The 17,473-nt window shown below is 39.5% G+C and carries 20 protein-coding genes and 1 pseudogene; 13 read left to right on the plus strand and 8 right to left on the minus strand.

The genetic code is table 11. From position 1 onward, the window contains the following. Positions 1 to 2: 2 nt before the first annotated feature. On the minus strand, positions 3 to 1,685 hold the full coding sequence (locus NCWK1_RS18640) for an efflux RND transporter periplasmic adaptor subunit (protein WP_103125752.1): 1,683 nt from the start codon (positions 1,683 to 1,685) through the stop codon (positions 3 to 5). 235 nt (positions 1,686 to 1,920) lie between these two features. Beyond that, positions 1,921 to 2,649, minus strand: coding sequence for a DUF305 domain-containing protein (locus NCWK1_RS18645; RefSeq protein WP_103125753.1), 729 nt, complete (start codon positions 2,647 to 2,649; stop codon positions 1,921 to 1,923). A 603-nt stretch (positions 2,650 to 3,252) separates the two neighbouring features. Here NCWK1_RS18645 and NCWK1_RS18650 point away from each other — a divergent pair. The 5 genes and pseudogenes from NCWK1_RS18650 to NCWK1_RS18670 all read left to right on the plus strand — a co-directional run. Beyond that, positions 3,253 to 4,822 (plus strand): annotated as a pseudogene (locus tag NCWK1_RS18650) (heavy metal translocating P-type ATPase); the annotation flags it as partial. 5 nt (positions 4,823 to 4,827) lie between these two features. Continuing rightward, positions 4,828 to 5,214: a heavy metal-responsive transcriptional regulator gene (locus NCWK1_RS18655; protein ID WP_103125754.1), complete on the plus strand. Its 387-nt coding sequence runs from the start codon at positions 4,828 to 4,830 to the stop codon at positions 5,212 to 5,214. A gap of 235 nt (positions 5,215 to 5,449) precedes the next feature. Then, complete coding sequence (locus NCWK1_RS18660) at positions 5,450 to 5,644, plus strand: heavy-metal-associated domain-containing protein (protein ID WP_103125755.1); 195 nt, start codon at positions 5,450 to 5,452, stop codon at positions 5,642 to 5,644. A gap of 97 nt (positions 5,645 to 5,741) precedes the next feature. Continuing rightward, positions 5,742 to 5,987: a hypothetical protein gene (locus NCWK1_RS18665; RefSeq protein WP_146034008.1), complete on the plus strand. Its 246-nt coding sequence runs from the start codon at positions 5,742 to 5,744 to the stop codon at positions 5,985 to 5,987. 105 nt (positions 5,988 to 6,092) lie between these two features. Continuing rightward, positions 6,093 to 6,971, plus strand: a complete 879-nt coding sequence (locus NCWK1_RS18670) for a hypothetical protein (protein ID WP_103125757.1) — start codon at positions 6,093 to 6,095, stop codon at positions 6,969 to 6,971. Positions 6,972 to 7,097: 126 nt separating this feature from the next. Here the strand turns inward: NCWK1_RS18670 and NCWK1_RS18675 are convergent, their stop codons facing one another. Continuing rightward, entirely contained in the window at positions 7,098 to 7,349 is a 252-nt protein-coding gene (locus tag NCWK1_RS18675) for a thioredoxin family protein (RefSeq protein WP_045873755.1), read from the minus strand. A gap of 279 nt (positions 7,350 to 7,628) precedes the next feature. On the opposite strand from NCWK1_RS18675, the gene NCWK1_RS18680 reads away from it, so the two are divergent. The 3 genes from NCWK1_RS18680 (at position 7,629) to NCWK1_RS18690 (ending at position 9,204) form a co-directional block, all read left to right on the plus strand. Next, positions 7,629 to 8,117, plus strand: a complete 489-nt coding sequence (locus NCWK1_RS18680) for a heavy metal-responsive transcriptional regulator (RefSeq protein WP_103125758.1) — start codon at positions 7,629 to 7,631, stop codon at positions 8,115 to 8,117. 206 nt (positions 8,118 to 8,323) lie between these two features. After that, positions 8,324 to 8,509, plus strand: a complete 186-nt coding sequence (locus tag NCWK1_RS30205; RefSeq protein ID WP_245894940.1) for a hypothetical protein — start codon at positions 8,324 to 8,326, stop codon at positions 8,507 to 8,509. A gap of 251 nt (positions 8,510 to 8,760) precedes the next feature. Continuing rightward, positions 8,761 to 9,204 (plus strand): type 1 periplasmic-binding domain-containing protein, encoded by a 444-nt coding sequence (locus NCWK1_RS18690; protein WP_017307614.1) that lies wholly within the window; start codon positions 8,761 to 8,763, stop codon positions 9,202 to 9,204. Between the two features lie 93 nt (positions 9,205 to 9,297). Here the strand turns inward: NCWK1_RS18690 and NCWK1_RS18695 are convergent, their stop codons facing one another. Then, on the minus strand, positions 9,298 to 10,542 hold the full coding sequence (locus NCWK1_RS18695; RefSeq protein ID WP_103125760.1) for a ParM/StbA family protein: 1,245 nt from the start codon (positions 10,540 to 10,542) through the stop codon (positions 9,298 to 9,300). Positions 10,543 to 11,079: 537 nt separating this feature from the next. On the opposite strand from NCWK1_RS18695, the gene NCWK1_RS29935 reads away from it, so the two are divergent. Then, positions 11,080 to 11,271: a hypothetical protein gene (locus tag NCWK1_RS29935; RefSeq protein WP_222838799.1), complete on the plus strand. Its 192-nt coding sequence runs from the start codon at positions 11,080 to 11,082 to the stop codon at positions 11,269 to 11,271. Positions 11,272 to 11,299: 28 nt separating this feature from the next. Here the strand turns inward: NCWK1_RS29935 and NCWK1_RS18700 are convergent, their stop codons facing one another. Next, positions 11,300 to 11,878, minus strand: a complete 579-nt coding sequence (locus NCWK1_RS18700) for a hypothetical protein (protein WP_103125761.1) — start codon at positions 11,876 to 11,878, stop codon at positions 11,300 to 11,302. A 516-nt stretch (positions 11,879 to 12,394) separates the two neighbouring features. Between NCWK1_RS18700 and NCWK1_RS18705 the strand changes: the two genes are divergently transcribed. Next, on the plus strand, positions 12,395 to 12,751 hold the full coding sequence (locus NCWK1_RS18705) for a plasmid mobilization protein (protein ID WP_103125762.1): 357 nt from the start codon (positions 12,395 to 12,397) through the stop codon (positions 12,749 to 12,751). A 42-nt stretch (positions 12,752 to 12,793) separates the two neighbouring features. After that, positions 12,794 to 14,299, plus strand: a complete 1,506-nt coding sequence (locus NCWK1_RS18710; RefSeq protein WP_245894941.1) for a relaxase/mobilization nuclease domain-containing protein — start codon at positions 12,794 to 12,796, stop codon at positions 14,297 to 14,299. A 263-nt stretch (positions 14,300 to 14,562) separates the two neighbouring features. Here the strand turns inward: NCWK1_RS18710 and NCWK1_RS18715 are convergent, their stop codons facing one another. Continuing rightward, on the minus strand, positions 14,563 to 14,817 hold the full coding sequence (locus NCWK1_RS18715; protein ID WP_103125763.1) for a hypothetical protein: 255 nt from the start codon (positions 14,815 to 14,817) through the stop codon (positions 14,563 to 14,565). Between the two features lie 5 nt (positions 14,818 to 14,822). Further along, positions 14,823 to 15,161, minus strand: a complete 339-nt coding sequence (locus tag NCWK1_RS18720; RefSeq protein WP_103125764.1) for a hypothetical protein — start codon at positions 15,159 to 15,161, stop codon at positions 14,823 to 14,825. A 280-nt stretch (positions 15,162 to 15,441) separates the two neighbouring features. Between NCWK1_RS18720 and NCWK1_RS18725 the strand changes: the two genes are divergently transcribed. Further along, on the plus strand, positions 15,442 to 15,771 hold the full coding sequence (locus tag NCWK1_RS18725) for a hypothetical protein (protein ID WP_146034009.1): 330 nt from the start codon (positions 15,442 to 15,444) through the stop codon (positions 15,769 to 15,771). Between the two features lie 287 nt (positions 15,772 to 16,058). Here NCWK1_RS18725 and NCWK1_RS18730 read toward each other — a convergent pair whose 3' ends face one another. Then, positions 16,059 to 16,421, minus strand: coding sequence for a hypothetical protein (locus NCWK1_RS18730; RefSeq protein ID WP_103125766.1), 363 nt, complete (start codon positions 16,419 to 16,421; stop codon positions 16,059 to 16,061). Between the two features lie 325 nt (positions 16,422 to 16,746). On the opposite strand from NCWK1_RS18730, the gene NCWK1_RS18740 reads away from it, so the two are divergent. After that, positions 16,747 to 17,382 carry a hypothetical protein gene (locus NCWK1_RS18740; protein ID WP_245894942.1) on the plus strand — a complete coding sequence of 212 codons (636 nt, stop codon included), beginning with the start codon at positions 16,747 to 16,749 and terminating at the stop codon, positions 17,380 to 17,382. The last annotated feature ends 91 nt before the right edge of the window (positions 17,383 to 17,473 follow it).

Below are 17,473 nucleotides of genomic sequence, written 5' to 3' on the forward strand. Positions count from 1 at the left end.
TGTTATTTCTCAATCTTGATTTCTGAATCTTGACTCGCCACCCGGTGGTTATCATTAAATTCTGGTGATAGCTCTACTTGAGTGGAACTATTGAGATGTTCTTCTGTGACATAGCTAACTCCTGTGGCTAGTTGATATTGATGTTTGCTGCGACGACCAGCCCAAAAAGTACCTGCCATAAAAGCTACAGTAGCTAGAGTAGCTCCCCCTCCTGCGGCAATCCACCAGGGTAGTGGTAAGCTAGGCGTTTTAGTTTCCGTTACCTGTGCAGGAATTTCGGTGTGTTCGTCTGCTGTCGTCTTGGTATCACCCCGCAAAGATTGAGCGTAAAGTTGCGGCGCGCGCTGGGTAACGATCAAATCACCCTCGAATAAACCAGTTTTTACCTCAACCATGTCTTGCGAAGTTTGACCCAAGGTAACTTCAACAGGTTGATAAGCGTTACCATTCTGCACATAAACCTGTTTCTTGCCATTTGCTTCTACCACAGATGCACTGTTGATAGCCAAAACATCTGACGAAGTTTGGTTTGTCAACACTTCCAACTCAGCAAACATTCCAGGTTTGAGAACTCCACTGGAGTTATCTATTTCGGCTTTCACAGGCACAACGCGCGTATCACCTGCTACCACAGATTCAATTACGGCAATTCGTCCATTAAAGGTGCGATTAGGTACAGAAGCCACTTTCAAGCTGACTCGTTGACCAGTCTTAATTTTGTCTAAATCTTTTTCATAAATATTCGCTGTGGCAAAAACACGGCTGTCATTCACAATCGTCATTAACTTGCCACCTGCGTCCTGGAATGTTTGACCGAGAGTAACTTCTCTGCCAGCAACCTTCCCGGAAATCGGAGCATTTACTGTCACCAGTCCTTGAGCATTAGCCCGGTTTCCCAATTGAGAAAGGCGAGTTTGATATGTGGTGCTACTAAGTTGGATTTTTGATTGGGCCAGTTCAACAGATGATTGAGCCGTTTTGAGTTTAGCCTCAGCCTCGATCACATCGCGGCGACTGTTAGCTGTGGTTAGTTTAGCCTTAGCTTCTGCTAACTGGGTTTGGGATTCTAGGGCTGTACGACGTGGCAAAGCACCAGCATCAGCTAACTGTCTATCTTTGTTATACTTTTCTTGAGCAAATGCTACTTGGCTTTGGGCTTGAGCTATTTCAGCTGCGGCTATTTGCTGATAGCGATCGTAATTCTGCTGGGCTAGCCTCAAATCAGCTTGTGCTTGCCGTAAATCAGCCTGACCTTGTGCTAGTTTTTCTTGGGAGTTAACCCGCAATTCCACCAAGTCAGGGCTGGATACAACAGCTACAGGTTGGCCTTTCTTGACGTTTGCACCGGGTTCTACTAGTAATTCAACTACTTTTGCCCCTGAAATTGGGGTAGTCACTTCCACTCTTTGGCTGGGTAAAGTTTCAATTTGTCCGGTAGTTTTAATACCAACTGCTAGTTTTTGGCGTTTAACTGGCTCAACTTTAATTCCTAACCGTTGGGCAGTTTGAGTATCAACTTGAATGGAACTAGTTGCCGGAGTGGCTTCACTTTCTCCTTGAAATTCATTTCCGTGTCCGCCGTGGGCTAAAACGACTATGGGGCTTGCTAATAACAGCAGGCTGACAAGTGTACCAGAAACACAACGTATGATAACAATTGGTTGGAAACGCAAAGAGTTTGGCATCGCTATCAGAAATCCTTAAGTATGAGGGCAAAGGAAGGCGATCGAGTATTTATATTTGGTAAAAAAAGCTAGCTTTTTTTAGGAGATTTTTCTGCACCTCATTCTCAGTCTTTCATCTCAAAATGAAATTGGCATGAAATTGAGAATTGAGAAAGTAGCTTTTTTTGACATTCAGAATTCTCAATTGCATCGGCAAACTTTGTACCCGTTTCTAAGTAGACATTGAAACTTGAGACTACTTGTTATACCAAGCTTTGCGCCATTGTTTCATTTGGTTAATCTCTGCTTCTTGCGCTTTAATAATTTCTTGAGCCAAGTTTTTGATTTCAGGACGCTGAGACTTTTGTAAGGCATCTTTCGCCATAACTACAGCTGATTCATGGTGAGGAATCATTGCGTTGATAAAGCGCAGGTCAAATTCTGTATCAGCTGCACCTAAGTCCATGTTCATCATCATGGACTGCATTTGCTCAGATGACATCTCCACTGTCTTACCCTGTTTGGCATCATAAGCCACAGGTTTATCTTCTGCTTTGGGATACCAGGCTGTACGCCACTGTTTCATCTGGGTAATTTCTTGGTTTTGTGCTTTGATAATTTCGTCTGCTAGTTTTTTGATCTGTGGGCGTTTCGATTTCTGCTGTGCTTCCTTGGCCATTACCGTTGCCCCCTGATGGTGCGGAATCATCGCATCTATAAACCGCAAATCATAGTTAGCATCGGCTGGGCCTAAATCCATTGCCATGCTGTGGTTCATACCGCTACCATGATGCATTGAGCCACTGTCATGGTTCATGGGTTGCTTATCAGTGGTATTGGTAGTAGTAGAGTTTGGTGCTTGGCTTTGGTTTTGGGAAGCAGTTGTAGAACAGGCTGTGAGCAAGCTGCTGGAAAAAGAAGCGATCGCTACCAAGGTCAATGACAAAAAGCTGTTTCTCAGAGTAGAACGTTGCATAGGGATCATCTAAATATTTCCTGATTTCATTTTCCAATCTCCAGTTGGCTGGAGAGTCAACCCCTTCGGTTATTTATCTTTGGCTTGGGTAATAAAATTGCCCAGATAACTAGTTATTTACAAAGCGACCGTTGCACTTACTAGATAGTTTGACAGCCAAAAATGAAATCAGGATGAAATCAAAGGTTAGTGCTAGTCGTACAGATGTAAGAGTGCATATCAGCATGAAATCTGCATGAAATCCCCATACCTCAGTAGCTAGAAATATTTATTACCTCATTGGTATGACGCGATACCTTCTCTGCGAGACGCTACGCGAACGGTGAGCTTCTCTACGAGACGCTCCGCGAACGCTAACGCATCCGCAAATCTCTAAGAAAGATAACCTTAGCACTGCGAACAGTAACTTCAGACTGACGCTGCTGGTATTGATAGCAATTTGATCGCATATTCACCATCTACATCTCTAAGTGTAAGCACTCACAAAGCTGCATCTAATATGTGCTTAAAAAAATTCTTCAGCCTGGACTCTTGACTCTCCAGTGAACTGGAGCATTCAAGATGAAATTAGTTAGTTGTTAGTTAACGCCACTTAGTAACTGGAGCAGCCAGATGGAGAATACCACACTCAAACTGCGCGGCATGAGTTGTGCCTCTTGTGCCAGCAGCATTGAAGACGCGATTAATTCTGTCCCCGGTGTCAATGAATGTATCGTGAATTTTGGAGCAGAACAGGCAACAGTTAAATATGACCCTAGAAGAACTGATTTAGAAGCCATTCAAGAGGCGGTAGATGCAGCAGGTTACTCCGCCTACCCACTCCAAGAACAAAACCTGATGGCGGGAGAAGATGATGCTGAAAAAAGACATCGCTTAAGAGAATCCCGCGATTTAATGCGAAAGGTGGTGGCAGGAGGCATCATTAGCACTGTATTGGTTATAGGTTCACTGCCCATGATGACAGGGTTGCACTTACCCTTTATCCCGGTATGGCTGCACAATCCTTGGATACAGTTGATACTCACTACTCCAGTACAGTTCTGGTGTGGTTACTCCTTCTACATCAATGGTTGGAAAGCTTTAAAACGTCATGCTGCCACAATGGATACCCTAATTGCTTTGGGTACAAGTGCAGCATATTTTTATTCGCTATTTCCCACATTATTTCCCAGCTTTTTCATCAATCAGGGGTTAACACCAGATGTGTATTATGAAACTGCTGCTGTCGTCATTACCCTGATTTTGCTAGGCAGACTATTTGAAAATCGTGCTAAAGGACAAACCTCAGAAGCTATCCGTAAGCTAATTGGGTTACAAGCTAAAACAGCGCGTTTGATTCGCAATGGACGAGAAGTAGATGTCCCAATTGAAGAAGTAATTATTGGAGATGTGATATTGGTTCGTCCTGGCGAGAAAATTCCTGTTGACGGGGAAGTAATTGAGGGAGCATCCACAATTGATGAAGGGATGGTGACAGGGGAAAGCGTGCCTGTCAAAAAGCAACCAGGCGATGAAGTGATTGGAGCTACTATTAACAAAACTGGGAGTTTCAAGTTTCGGGCGACACGAGTCGGAAGTGATACTGTGCTGGCGCAGATTGTCCAATTAGTACAGCAAGCACAGGGTTCTAAAGCCCCAATTCAGAGATTAGCAGACCAAGTAACAGGATGGTTTGTGCCTGCGGTGATTGCGATCGCTCTACTCACTTTCATCATTTGGTTTAATTTCACGGGTAACGTGACTTTGGCGCTGATCACCACAGTTGGGGTACTAATTATCGCCTGTCCTTGTGCGTTGGGTTTAGCCACACCAACTTCTGTGATGGTAGGCACAGGTAAAGGTGCAGAAAATGGGATTTTGATTAAAGGTGCCGAAAGCCTAGAACTGGCGCACAAAATCCAAACAATCGTGCTAGATAAAACTGGAACCATTACTCAGGGTAAACCAACAGTCACCGATTTTGTCACCGTCAACGGTACTGCTAATGGCAATGAGATGAGGTTGGTGCAACTTACGGCATCTGTGGAACGCAATTCTGAACATCCATTGGCAGAAGCGGTTGTGAGATACGCCCAATCTCAAGAAGTGGCGTTAGCAGATGTCAGAGAGTTTGAAGCAATTACAGGCAGTGGTGTATGTACAAGGTATAGTTTCTGATCATCTCGTGCAAATTGGGAGCCAAAACTCATTGGTAATGTTGCCAAGTCTAGCGGTGTACCTATTAAAACTATTCGCTACTATGAAGAACTTGGTCTACTCAAATCATTAGCAAGAACAGAAGGTGGATTTAGATTATTTAACTCTGATGTTTTAGAGCGACTGCACTTTATTAAACGCGCTCAAAGCTTAGGATTAAGCTTGTCAGAAATTAAGGAATTTTTAAATGTTCATGATGGAGGGGAATTACCTTGTGAGCATATAAAAATTAAACTAGAAGATAAGATTAAAGCTATTGATGAACAAATTCAGCAATTACTTATTTTGAGACACGAATTATCAGGATTAGTTTCTGGTTGGGAAACCATACCTGAAAATCCTGAAAAAACAATTTGTCCTATTATTGAAAGAAATTAAACAATCAAGATGTTCGTTTAATTTTTATCAGCATATCAACGCATTAAACTAAGTTGATATGCTAATTTTTTATTGATAGAAATCAATTAATAAAGAAGTTAGTTGTTTTTTTATTTTACCTATTGACTCTCCCGTAAGCTGGAGAAATTAAACTAATTTTAGTCGAGTAGATTAAGCGTATATCTATTCAACGATTTTCAGAAAATTAGTTATCCTCAGTAAGGAATTTAACACTATGACGCTGCAACTAACAGTTCCCAAACTCGCTTGTTCTGCTTGCGCGAATACTATCACCAAAGCAATTCAATCAATTGATTCTACAGCTACAGTGCAAGCTGATCCAAAAACAAAACTTGTCAGTATAGAAACTCAAGCACCTGAGACTAAGATTAAGGAACTAATAACTGCTATCGGTTATCCATCTGCTTAGGTTTTTGAGTTTATTCTACTATCAGTAGTTAGCATTGGATGAACTGCTGATAGTCAAATATTCATTTCAGAAAAGTCCTTCTGCTTTTAGAAGAGATGTGACTTATATAAGTTTACTTTTTCTGATTCCACTGACGATTGGTTTAGCAGTTAGTTATCTGTTTAAGAATTCTACTGACGGCGTTGCTGAATCATGGGATGATTTCGCCCAATTTAGAACGAATTATCAATGGTTTCACCCGCCAATTCATCCTGCATTTATGCAACGCCCTACTGACGACATGGCAGAATTAACAAGTTTATCTACAGTTGCTTGCCTAATTCTCAGTTTAATTAGCACCTGAATAACTAATAACTAAAAGTTGTGTTTCTAATGCTTGCCATATTAACTCCCCAGACGAATTAAGACTTTTGAATAACTTCAATCATTAAAAAATGGAGCAAAATCAATGAATAGATTTCTGAATACAATTGCTATAACTACCACTTTGATACTAATTCAAAGTTGCTCTTTATTAATTAGAGACAAAGGAAAACCAATATCTGCTGCTACAAATCAGCATGAAGAACATTCTATAGGTGAGATTAATCACAGAGAACATTTAACAAGTGGCACAGGTGATAGGAACAAAGCATTTACCCAGGCAAAACTCAAAGTCCCAAACATTATTACACCTAATAAAAACATTCCGATAGTAATTGGTGTTCAAGATTCGGATGGGAAAGCGATCGCAAATTTTGACACTTTCCAAGAAAAGCTCATGCACCTCATCCTTGTCAGTGATGATCTTCAGTTTTTTAGCCATCTTCATCCCACATATAAAGAAAATGGGCAGTTTGAAGTTGCAGCCCGTTTTCCGCAAGCAGGCAATTACACATTTTTTAGTGACTACAAACCTGCTGGTCAAACAGAACAAATTTCAGTGTTGAAAACACAAGTTCCTGGAAACAGTATTGCAGCCCCAGAAATTAACCTAAATCGCAGTAAAACGTTCAATGATATTAAAGTCAATCTTGCTGTTTCTCAACCTACTATGAAAGCGGGTAAAGAAGTCAGTTTAATGTTTAAATTACAAGATGCTTCTAATAATCAACCGCTTACAGACTTGCAGCCATACTTAGGAGAAAAAGGACATTTAGTTATCTTGCGACAGTCAACCTCATTGAAAGCAGAAGATTACATTCATGCTCACGCGCTAAAAGATGCTCCTGCTGGACAGGTTCATTTTATGACTAGCTTTCCTCAACCAGGAAAGTATAAGCTCTGGGGTCAGTTTAATCGCAATGGCAAAATCATCACGGCTGATTTTTGGATCGATGCTGTTTAATTTAGCTGATGTTTTATTAGTAAAACGAGAAATGCAAAACTGTTGTGTTTCTAACTTTATATTTACATAGTACCTTATGTGAATTTACCACCCATTTGGGTGGTAAATCTCTGCTTATTACTACTTCTAATTTAAGGGTTGACCTACACCAGCTGCTCGCAACTGTTCTAGATTCGGTTTACCAGTTAAGACAAGTTTTCCATTAATTGCGATCGCTGGTACTGCATTTACTCCATACTGCTGGGCTTTTTCTTGCTCTTGTCGCAGGTTATAAACTGATACTTCACAATCAGGACAAGTCAGTTCTTGCACCATTTGCACTGTTTCATCACAAAGAGGACAGTCAGCTGTAAAAATTTCAATTTGACGTTTTGTCATCATGTCTACCAAAAATTTTTTCTACTCATTCATTCTGAATCCTCTAGTCGGCTATAGAGTCAACTCCATAGGTAAATATTATTTTTCAAATAACCTTTATTAAAATTTCTTGGACATATCATTCCCTAAAATTTGCAAGCCTGCATTGTCAAGTTTTAAGCTAATATTTTTGCCTACAAGTATTGTAATTAAACTTTACACAAAAATTTCCAATTATCACTTGACTCTCTAGCCGACTATAGACTTTAAAGTTATAACAACACATAGTAGTAAATAACTATGATTGCTGTCGTGAAACAAGTTTGCTGTGAAGTATCATCCCCAAAAAAGCTGCTGAAAATTGGTGAGCTGGCGAAGCAAACTGATGTGGCAGTGGGAACAATTCGGTATTACGAAGGCTTGGGCTTGATAAAACCAGTTGAAAGAAGTGAAAGTGGCTACCGTTATTACGACTGCGAGGCAATCAACAGGCTGCAATTCATCAAAAAAGCCCAATCCTTACAGTTTTCCCTGTCTGAAATTCAGCAAGTGCTAGGCATTCGTTCCCAAGGCGACCCTGCTTGTCCCCTCGTTCGGGATTTACTTAAACAGAAAATTGCTCATCTTGAGGAGCAGATTTATCGCATGAAGCAACTGAAGGATGAGCTAGAGGCATATCAACAGCGTTGGGAAAACCGACCTTTGGATAATCCCTGTAATAAAGAGCTTTGTAGCTTGATTGAGGAAGTTGCTTGCTCTGATATGCACGTTCACAATTTACGAAGCTAGTAAATTTATTACTTGACTTTATAGCCGAATAGAGACTTTAACATAGTCTTAGTGTTTCAGAAACTACTAGCTTGATAAGAATAACGGAGAGTAAAAAAATGAACATTAGTACAGGCGTTAAGATAGTATTGAGCGGAGCTGTAGCTAGTTTTGCGTTACTTACGTTAACCCCTACTGCTTCCTTTGCAAACACATCCAGGGAAGTTGTGACTCCGAATCAATCCGTCAGGGCTATAAACGAAGCAAAACTAATCCAAGTGCTGACGAGTCAAAGAACAACGCCAACAAATCGAATGCCACAGCAGCCAGAACAAACGGGATGTAAGTGTTGCCAAGCAATGATGAATCATAAGCCAGGAATGACGAACGACCAAGACAGCCCATCAAAATAGAGCTTGATAAATCCCTCGGCGATACACACATTTGAATTTGAAATGTTAAAAAAACTAAAAGTTTTTAGAGAAGTCTCGCCGAAAAATACTGATAAACTAATTCCTAAAAGCGTACTTGGTAACAGCGTAAACGTTTATCAGCAAAATAATTAGAAGTCATTTAATTATACAGAACATCTCACTTGTAAAAGTGGGATTTTTTTACTAATGCTGACGCAGCTAAGAGTGAAAAACCTATCTAGGAGACAACTATGGCTGCTAATAAATCCACTAAACTCAAAGTTACTACAATCGATGATTCGACAATGGAGCAATTCAAAGTTGAATCATTTGATGTGCGTAAGTACAACGCCATTTTCTATTCAATTCGTGATCTTTACGGACGCGAATCACAACGGCAATTGGGGTCTGATAATTTCGACTGGAAGGCTTTTAAGACTCAGTTTGAAATTTGTTTTGGTCGTCCTGAAGATTATCGTTACACCACAGAACAATTGTTGACTTTCGCAAAACACAAATTCAACATGAGTTTGGAAGACTTGTTAGCTTATAACCGTAAATCATGGGAACTCCGCAAAAGACGAGAACAACAATATGCAGAAATGGAGCAAATTAACTCTGTAATTCAACACTTTCCAGAAATTACCAATTCTCATGTTGATTGTTCCCAAATGCTAGACCAACAGCCATACTAAACTTTAAAAGAGTCAGTTAAAAAGTACTGTTTTATGCAGCACCTTATTCTAACTGATTCTTTTTTTTACTAAACTGATTTTTGTCTGAACCTATCAAACATTCTCGTTTACAGCAATAAAGGTACTAGGCCGCTCACAAGGAGTAAAGTTATACTTACGTTTGACTTCTTCACCTGTATTATTTGTATTACCTTCAACAGATTTAGTTAGCGGTACAACCTCAGAGCGTATGTAACCAGTCAACTTATCAAACTGAATAATCATGTGCTGGTGGAAAGCCCAAACATCCGCCATCCGATTGTCCATACCAGAAGATATTTCATCAGGTATAAAAATATTAGCGTGCCAGGATACTTTAATCCCCTCTTTCTGGAAGTAAGCATCTATTTCAGGACGAATGTAATCCGCAGTCCCTCCGCAAAATACCAGTTCTTCAATATCCTCATCCATCTTCGAGCGCAACCACCTAGCGATCGCACGCCAATATTCATCTCTAGCAAGTAATAAAGCTTTGGACATCGACTCTCCATCAAGTTGAATCTCATCAACTTTACGCTTGCGTGAGAGTTTTTGCATCACCTGGGGGTCACAACTGGCTCCAGCTTCTATCAGTACCTCAATAATATTGGAATTATCAGGGCTTAGTCCCGATGTTTTGGAAATCAAATTATTTACTAACCAAGACATACCAAAATTGCTGGTTATTCCTGCGCCAATCGAACCACTCCGAAAGGTGAAAATACTCGCGTTGCGATAACCAAGCATTACGTACATCGAAACAGGTACACGATCGCCAAGCGTTCGCCTACGGTGAAAAAATATCCCACTACCTTCAGACGCTGCATCATAACGAAGCATTTTCACACGCATCTTGCCTGCTGGTGTATCAAACCCCCGAAACGCATCCTTCAACCGAACCTGTAACTGTTCCTTGTCTTGCACCTCACCCGGCGGCAGCAGGACATTCAAGTAAGCTGCAATATCATTACCCAGGTTCAACTTTTCCTTAGCCAGCCAAAATGCACCGCAAATTTTGGGGACTGCTAGTTCGTACTTTAGCTCCTTCAGCTGCGATATACCTCCAAATCGACGACGGGCAAGCTCTCCCAAGGCGCAATACTCATCGCCTATTCCTACCCAAGTACGAGATTCAGGACTACCTTCTTGTTGAACGCTCTCAATTGAGGCTTTAGCAACATCCGCTACTTCTGAGTCGAAAAGTAAAACAACAGGCTTTCCCTCTGGATACTCTTGAACGATCGCCTTGGTTTTACTTGCACCCATGTCAATCGTAATTATTACCTTTTTTACGTCTGTTTTCTCCTTAGTTTTGGGCATATCTTTATCTTTTATTACCTTTTACTATCGTTCCCAATTTAACCGAAATGGGAAAAATACTGTGGTGTAAAACACTTTCTTTACAGGGTTTAACAGCTTTTTTACATACAAAGTGCGTAGAAAAAACCATTACAGTTATGTTCATCAATAGTGCTACAACTTTCATACTCAACTCTATTGAGTAAGGAGTCCACAGCAAATTACCAATAAGCAAGTAAGTCCAAATCTTTGAGGGACTAACTGAAGTCTCTTTCCATAGCACTAATACAAATCAAAATTATATTTTATAAGTAAATTAAAGTATCAAATATTTCTTTGTACTCGTTGACACAAACACTTCCTAAATCATGACTAAATTACCCCAATCACACCCTAATTATGTATCAACTAAAAGTTAAATTATTAAAACTAATTAGCCTTTTCTCTGTAATTAAAATAATGTGATTGTCATCATCACACCCCGTATTACCTCAACTATCCCCACAATTACCTCATTAAAAAGTCTCGCAATTGAGCAGTGTTGTGTAATGACAAGGTATGTCAAATGGGGTCAATTACATCATTTACTTTACAGTGAGATTTTTAATTGCAGCTTTTATAGATGAGATATATGAAGCGATTATTCTAAGCGATCGCATTCCAGGAGACATTGCCGACAGCAACAGACATGACAAGGATAGGAATTACACAAGTATCACAAGCGAAAGCAGAGAATATGCTTTTCTCTAACACCTAACACCCATTCCTCATAATCTCCTCATTCCAGACGAAATCCTGCATCAACTTCTATTTCTGCCTTGACAATTGGGTCATCCTCGTCATCATTAAAGAACCCATCATCTTCAGAATCTTCTTCCAAAATATTTGATCCGACTGGTTCTGAGGTAACAGGTAGCGAGTCAGGACTTGGCTCAGTGGAATCAAAAAAAGAAACCGAAGGGGTAACTAAATTAGTTGAAACAGGAGTTACTCCCACACCATTAGTTCCAATTGTTGGTTGTAAGCCAATCACACCTTGCGAGAAAATTCCACTATGAGGATTAACAAGAACTACCTGGGGCAACCCCTCCATCCCAAATGTCCGTTTCATCTTAATTATCTGGGCTTCAAGTTGCGCGATCGCATCATGGAGGGCCGACTGCAATTCTATACCAGATACTCCCGCAGCCGATAGTGCAAACGGCAGGTAATAAGCCCGCAGGGCCTCACATACTAACTCAGTTTGCCCTCGCTTCTTCGACTGGAGATAGCTAATCACTATCCCATCCTCAGTATCCTTATTCCGCATGATTCGCGCCAACTCAACGGAATCAGCAGGCTTACTCGCTCTTGCCATACCTTTACTTCTATATAATCTGCAACCCAAGCTTTTCAGTAAGCTATTTGTCAATACTCTTACTTTAACCACACTGTAGAAGAACTTACCCCCGTATTTACTCCTAACTACCCCAATTCACACACTAATTACCCCAATCAATTGAAAATTAGGTCTAATTTTTTAAATAAAAATATGTTGTTAACTGATAAATAAACTCTTACAATTCCCATGATTGAGTTATTCTGAGGGCAAATTGACCCAACTATTTCAGCATGACTTCAAACATCAATCGTCTTGGAACAAAACTCTACAACCCTCACTGCATATGAATTTACATCAGTCCCGTTCCACAATAAACCATTGCTGTTGTCGCACAATCCAGAACTAAAACAAGGTATGTTCAATGGGGTCATTTTATCCTTTTATTATTTGCAATAAATTAGATTAATTGACAATATATTTAATACAATCGTTTATCATGTAGTTCTAATAAATACTACTTCTGTTTTATATTTACTTTTTGATGACTAATGTATGGTAAATGACCCCGTAAAGCGAACTAAATCTATCAAGGTATACCTCTTTAAGGAAGAGAAAACTACCATTGAGGAAAAAGCGATCGCCACAGGGGTAACTGCATCTGAGTATTTACGTTCCTGTGGATTAAGGCGGGTACTAACGGCAAAACCGTCTGCCGACTTGATAACTATCCGCGCTACTGCTGGAAACCTTAAAAGCGAACTGATGATGTTATCTCACTTAGCGAAAGAAACAAACAACCAGCAAATTTTGGATACTGTTAATAAGGCGATCGCACTTGTAGATCAGACCATCGCAGCTGCATTTAACCTAGACGTTCCCGATAAATCACCCTCAAGCCAAGATAAATAAGGCATTACAAGTTCTATAGCCCCCACTTTCAACTGTCTCAATTTGATTCCCGTCATCTACAAAAAACCCAATTTTCTCGACACGCTCAAGTATGTCTTGGGGAAAGATGATGCTGCGATTGTCAATACTAATATGATGGGAACAAAGCCAGATGAATTTAACCAGCAGTTTCTCACCATCAAGTACACCAACAAAGCAGTTAAACGGCAGTGCGCTCACCTCATCATCTCAATTGCACACCGCCCCGACTACCACGAGCATTTATCGGACAGTCAGTACAGTTATGTAGCAAGAGAATATCTCAAGGATATGGGATACTTGCCCAAGGAAAAATCATCTGTAGGAGCTACCAGTCAATTCGTTGCAGTACGCCACCACGATCGCAACCACGAACACCTGCATATAATCGCCTCCCGGATTCGGTTAGATGGCAGCTTAGTTAATGATTCCTATGATTATTTCAACTCCCAAGTCTCAACTAGACGCATCGCGGCGGAACTAGGATTGGAGGTAACACTGACAACAAATGAAGCCGTCGCCTCTAGGTTAGAGCAAGAGTACGGAATAATTACACTCATCAGTCCCAACCGATCAAAAAGTATTAGAGCAGTCAACAGTAAGCACAAAACCCCAACAAGTAAGGAAATTATTCGCCAAGCAATAGGAGAAGCCATTAAGGATAGTCCCACCGTCTCTACGTTCATTCAACGCCTGGAGGAAAATAACATTGGAGTATTGTCTAAGATGCAGGGGGAAGAACTACTAGGCTTTACCTACATTCATAATGATGTAAAAATTGCTGGTTATCAAGTATACAAATCCTATAGTTGGAACAAACTGCGGTCTGAGTATGGAATCATGTACGACCCAGATAAAGATAAAGAAGTAATTCAAAAAGCTAAAGCCAAAGCAATTGCTCGCATAAATAGCAGAGTATTAAGTAATAATGATTACTTAAATAATGATAAACCTACTAGCAGCAGTACAAGTGATAGTAATGGTGACACTGACAGTAACTCCAAAACACTTGTTAGTACATATACACTAAACAGTAATTATCCAAGTGAGATTCCAGTAATACAATCCAAATTGGAAGACAACCCCACATTGAAAGCAAATAACACTAAGAAAAAAGTTCAGCCGCATCCCCAAAAACAGTACCCACAACAGGATATTTCAGAAGAAAATGGTCTCACTGCTAAACAATTCCTGGAAGAGCAATCTTCCCCTATTCCTCCTTCTCTTAACCTTCTTCCTTCTAATCTCAAACATTTGCCTTCTATAATCACTGACTATATGCTTGTTACCAATAACTTCCGTATCAAAGGACGGGAGTTGAGTGCCAGCTTAGATAGCAATACTCTGAGTGTTTACCGTCATGGGGATAATACTCCTGTGATGCAAACTTGCTACAGTCAAAGAACCTGGTACGAAGAGATACCAACTCGACTAACCACAAACGAAATTGAGCAGATTGAAAGTTTACGTTTCTTTACCCAACAAGCATTAATCAATCAACAGCGATCGCAAACAGGTATTGAGCAATAGTAAATCTGTTGTTAGAGAGAATTTAATCTACTCAAAATTAGGGGTAGGACTGGCGAAGACACTGTTGGCGAAGTTGTCACAAAGTGCAAACTAAACAGTTTAGGTTTTAAAAATTTCGTCTAGCAATCCAGGTTCTTTGTCTAGCTGGATGTGAATTTGGGGGCGGCTATTTGTGGATTTGTCGGGCATAAAAAATTGTTTTGTCTATTGGTGTCTAAGCATCAACAGTACAAGTTTTTGCGTTTATATTTATCAGAGGTAAATTAAGCCGTAAAATGTAGAAATTCGCTAACTTCAAGGCGGGTGCGTTCAACAGACAAGCTATCTGGTTTGATTCCGTGAAAGTCTAGATTCTTTTTCTCATAAGTTTTTAGCCTACCTACTGTGCTTTCGGCTAATTCCTTGGTTTTAAATAAGCAAGCTTCTTCTATTTCAAAAGCCCATTCAGTATTTGATACGTAATAGTAATTTAAATCAAGAAAGTGACCAAATACTACCCAGACATCTTTTTTAGGCATAAATTTTATTTTTCTTGTCTATTTTCGATTTTATTTTTTTCATAATCGTAAGTAAATTCAGGTATTTTACTAGAGGATTCAATAAAATAATTCAAGTAACTTTTAACAATTTTAATATCTTCCTCTAGTCGATTTTTAGTAGATTTTATTCGGGATAGGGCAATGTACAAATAAGTATCGATTGAATCTTTATCAGTTCCTTCTGCAAATTCTTCTTTTAAATCTTCTAAATTTTCAATTGAAAAATCTAAGTGGCTAATATGACTGCCAAAATCATCTAAATAGCAAGAAACCCTAGCTACAGCTTCTTTAATATCAGATGCTATTGTTTCATCTATGCACATAATCAAAAGTTAGATTTTGTTTCAAAATTAGTTAGCTAATTCTAGAATTTTACTTTCTTGTGACATAACTCTTGTTTTGTCATAAATGTTGAAAGTAATATAACAATTTTACATTGTTTTGCATTTTTGCAGTTCTATAATGTCTGCTAAAATATAATTTTGACAACATAACTCTCACAATAAAGACAGTTGCCCAGGCGATACATTACCCTTACGTCGTGCATGAAAACTGAGGTGACAAACCTACACAATACACATAAGTTTGTCCGACAATTATCTTATGACACAAAATTTTAGAAATTATATGGATATACTCGATGAGCTTTATATACTTGATGAAAATAAACAGCCTATTAAGCCCGAAAGTCTTGAGCAATGGTCTGATTGGCGGAAAAATGAGAACAATGTACAAGTAGCTTTAGATACTTTTTCGTGGGGAAGAGTATCTACCATCTTTTTAGGGAAGGATTATTCTAATTTCCCTAATCAAGAACCACAGCTTTTTGAAACTATGGTTTTTGGAGGTGAATATAGTGGTAAATTCTGGAGATATTCAACTTGGGAACAAGCAGTTGCCGGACATCAAGAAGTTTGTATGATAGCTATTTGAGCCTATTGGTGAGAAAAATCTAAACTTATAAGAATAATCCTAAACTAAAAAAATACAGTTGTAAAATTGGTGACAAACCAGCAATAATTTTCTCTTAATATGGTAAGAATTCAGTACTCATGAGCCAAGAGCCAGAATACAGAATTATCTCAGTATAATTAATAGTTTTATTTCTCAATATACACCTATTTTTTCTAACTATTCAGACGAATATATTCTGACATAATTTCTAATCTTATTTTTAGAGAGGAGCAATTTTACTCATCTTATTCGCTCGATTGCCAACTTCAACCAATTCGTTCAGCTTTTGATACAGGAGGTTCTAAAAAATCGAATCCGCTTTCAACAAGCCACTGTTTAGAAATAACATCAGGACGATTAGCAATAAAGCTGCAAGCGTCGTCCAATTCTTCAAACACTCTGTTACAAATAGTTGGGTGATGATAATCTCCTACTCCCACCACCCAAACCTCTTGCCCATAATTAGACAAGTAAATCCTGACTACGTTTTCTGGATAACAATGCCAATTTTTGGGATCAGAAACTACAGATATTGTATCTGTGGGGAAGGGAAGCTCACGATTAATTCTTCCGTCAGGAAACTCAGCACTGTACTTGGCTATATATTCTTGGGTTTTTAGTTTAACCATATTTATTAGCTAAGACACTCAAATGTTTTTACAAATTACAGCGCAACAGCTTAATCTTGAAATACCCTCGTTTAAGTTTCTCACTTCCCCTGACTTCATAAAATTTATCTGGTTTTTGGACAATTTCAACCAGTCCCTGCGCTTCCATCTTCTCAAACAACGACTGCCACGACGCAATATCTTGCTCAGGCGCAAAAATTCTAACATCGTTTATCTCGCCCATAAGCCTCTTTGTTCTAGCTATATAAAATTATAAAAGTAACTAGAACAAAAACGATAACCCATGCCCAAGAAAAAATGTGGACTTGGATTTGACTGTGCCAGTATGATGCAGTACCCAGGCATAGATCCTGGCGACTGCTTAAATTACAAAACTTGTGGGAGTACGGTTGAACTAACCCCTGATGAAGAACTCGAACTTGTTCGTATCCGGGAAGAACAAATGCGCCAGTATCAAGAACAAATTCGCCTGACTCGTCGTTCTGCTGCCATTATGATGCTGATGAGGCGCGGTTGCCCACAATCACCAGAATCATTAGGTATTGTCTCTGCCGTCGAGGCGATCGCCACCACATTAGATAATATTCGTACTAGACTTACTAACTTCGACGGACAGTACATTGCACCACCTAGTTGCGAACTCCACATCTACAATGTTAAACGCCCCAGTGGTACGTACTCATACTATAAACTAACTGCCGAAAACGCAATATTTGCACCTTCAGAGAAAGAACAACAAGTACGGGTAATTCACCTCAGCCATCATAATGATGCGCGGTATATAGAAGCACAACTTGGTATCGAACGGCGAAACAAGTTAACCCAGGTGCGAACACTGCTCCAGAACGCAAGTGCATTGCTTGAGGAAGCAACACGTCTACTCGAACAAACCACAGATATGAACAGTCCAAATGCTACAGTTGAAGTTTTCAACATCGATGAAATTATATCCATCGACTAATAAAACCAGCAAAATGGGAAAATTTACTTCATTACTGCCACAAAATATAAATCCTGAAATACAGCATTATGTGTAAAGCTGCTTTATCTAC

This window comes from Nostoc cycadae WK-1 (assembly GCF_002897135.1).
In the GTDB taxonomy this organism is placed as follows: domain Bacteria; phylum Cyanobacteriota; class Cyanobacteriia; order Cyanobacteriales; family Nostocaceae; genus Nostoc_B.

Bases quoted from the DNA above. Each gene is read 5' to 3' on its own strand.
- NCWK1_RS18640 (WP_103125752.1), bottom strand. From the start codon at position 1,685: ATGCCAAACTCTTTGCGTTTCCAACCAATTGTTATCATACGTTGTGTT.
- NCWK1_RS18695 (WP_103125760.1), bottom strand. From the start codon at position 10,542: ATGCCCAAAACTAAGGAGAAAACAGACGTAAAAAAGGTAATAATTACG.
- NCWK1_RS18670 (WP_103125757.1), top strand. From the start codon at position 6,093: ATGAATAGATTTCTGAATACAATTGCTATAACTACCACTTTGATACTA.
- NCWK1_RS18680 (WP_103125758.1), top strand. From the start codon at position 7,629: ATGATTGCTGTCGTGAAACAAGTTTGCTGTGAAGTATCATCCCCAAAA.
- NCWK1_RS18700 (WP_103125761.1), bottom strand. From the start codon at position 11,878: ATGGCAAGAGCGAGTAAGCCTGCTGATTCCGTTGAGTTGGCGCGAATC.
- NCWK1_RS29935 (WP_222838799.1), top strand. From the start codon at position 11,080: ATGTCAAATGGGGTCAATTACATCATTTACTTTACAGTGAGATTTTTA.
- NCWK1_RS18645 (WP_103125753.1), bottom strand. From the start codon at position 2,649: ATGATCCCTATGCAACGTTCTACTCTGAGAAACAGCTTTTTGTCATTG.
- NCWK1_RS18660 (WP_103125755.1), top strand. From the start codon at position 5,450: ATGACGCTGCAACTAACAGTTCCCAAACTCGCTTGTTCTGCTTGCGCG.
- NCWK1_RS18705 (WP_103125762.1), top strand. From the start codon at position 12,395: ATGGTAAATGACCCCGTAAAGCGAACTAAATCTATCAAGGTATACCTC.
- NCWK1_RS18675 (WP_045873755.1), bottom strand. From the start codon at position 7,349: ATGACAAAACGTCAAATTGAAATTTTTACAGCTGACTGTCCTCTTTGT.
- NCWK1_RS18725 (WP_146034009.1), top strand. From the start codon at position 15,442: ATGACACAAAATTTTAGAAATTATATGGATATACTCGATGAGCTTTAT.
- NCWK1_RS18690 (WP_017307614.1), top strand. From the start codon at position 8,761: ATGGCTGCTAATAAATCCACTAAACTCAAAGTTACTACAATCGATGAT.
- NCWK1_RS18740 (WP_245894942.1), top strand. From the start codon at position 16,747: ATGATGCAGTACCCAGGCATAGATCCTGGCGACTGCTTAAATTACAAA.
- NCWK1_RS18730 (WP_103125766.1), bottom strand. From the start codon at position 16,421: ATGGTTAAACTAAAAACCCAAGAATATATAGCCAAGTACAGTGCTGAG.
- NCWK1_RS18715 (WP_103125763.1), bottom strand. From the start codon at position 14,817: ATGCCTAAAAAAGATGTCTGGGTAGTATTTGGTCACTTTCTTGATTTA.
- NCWK1_RS18720 (WP_103125764.1), bottom strand. From the start codon at position 15,161: ATGTGCATAGATGAAACAATAGCATCTGATATTAAAGAAGCTGTAGCT.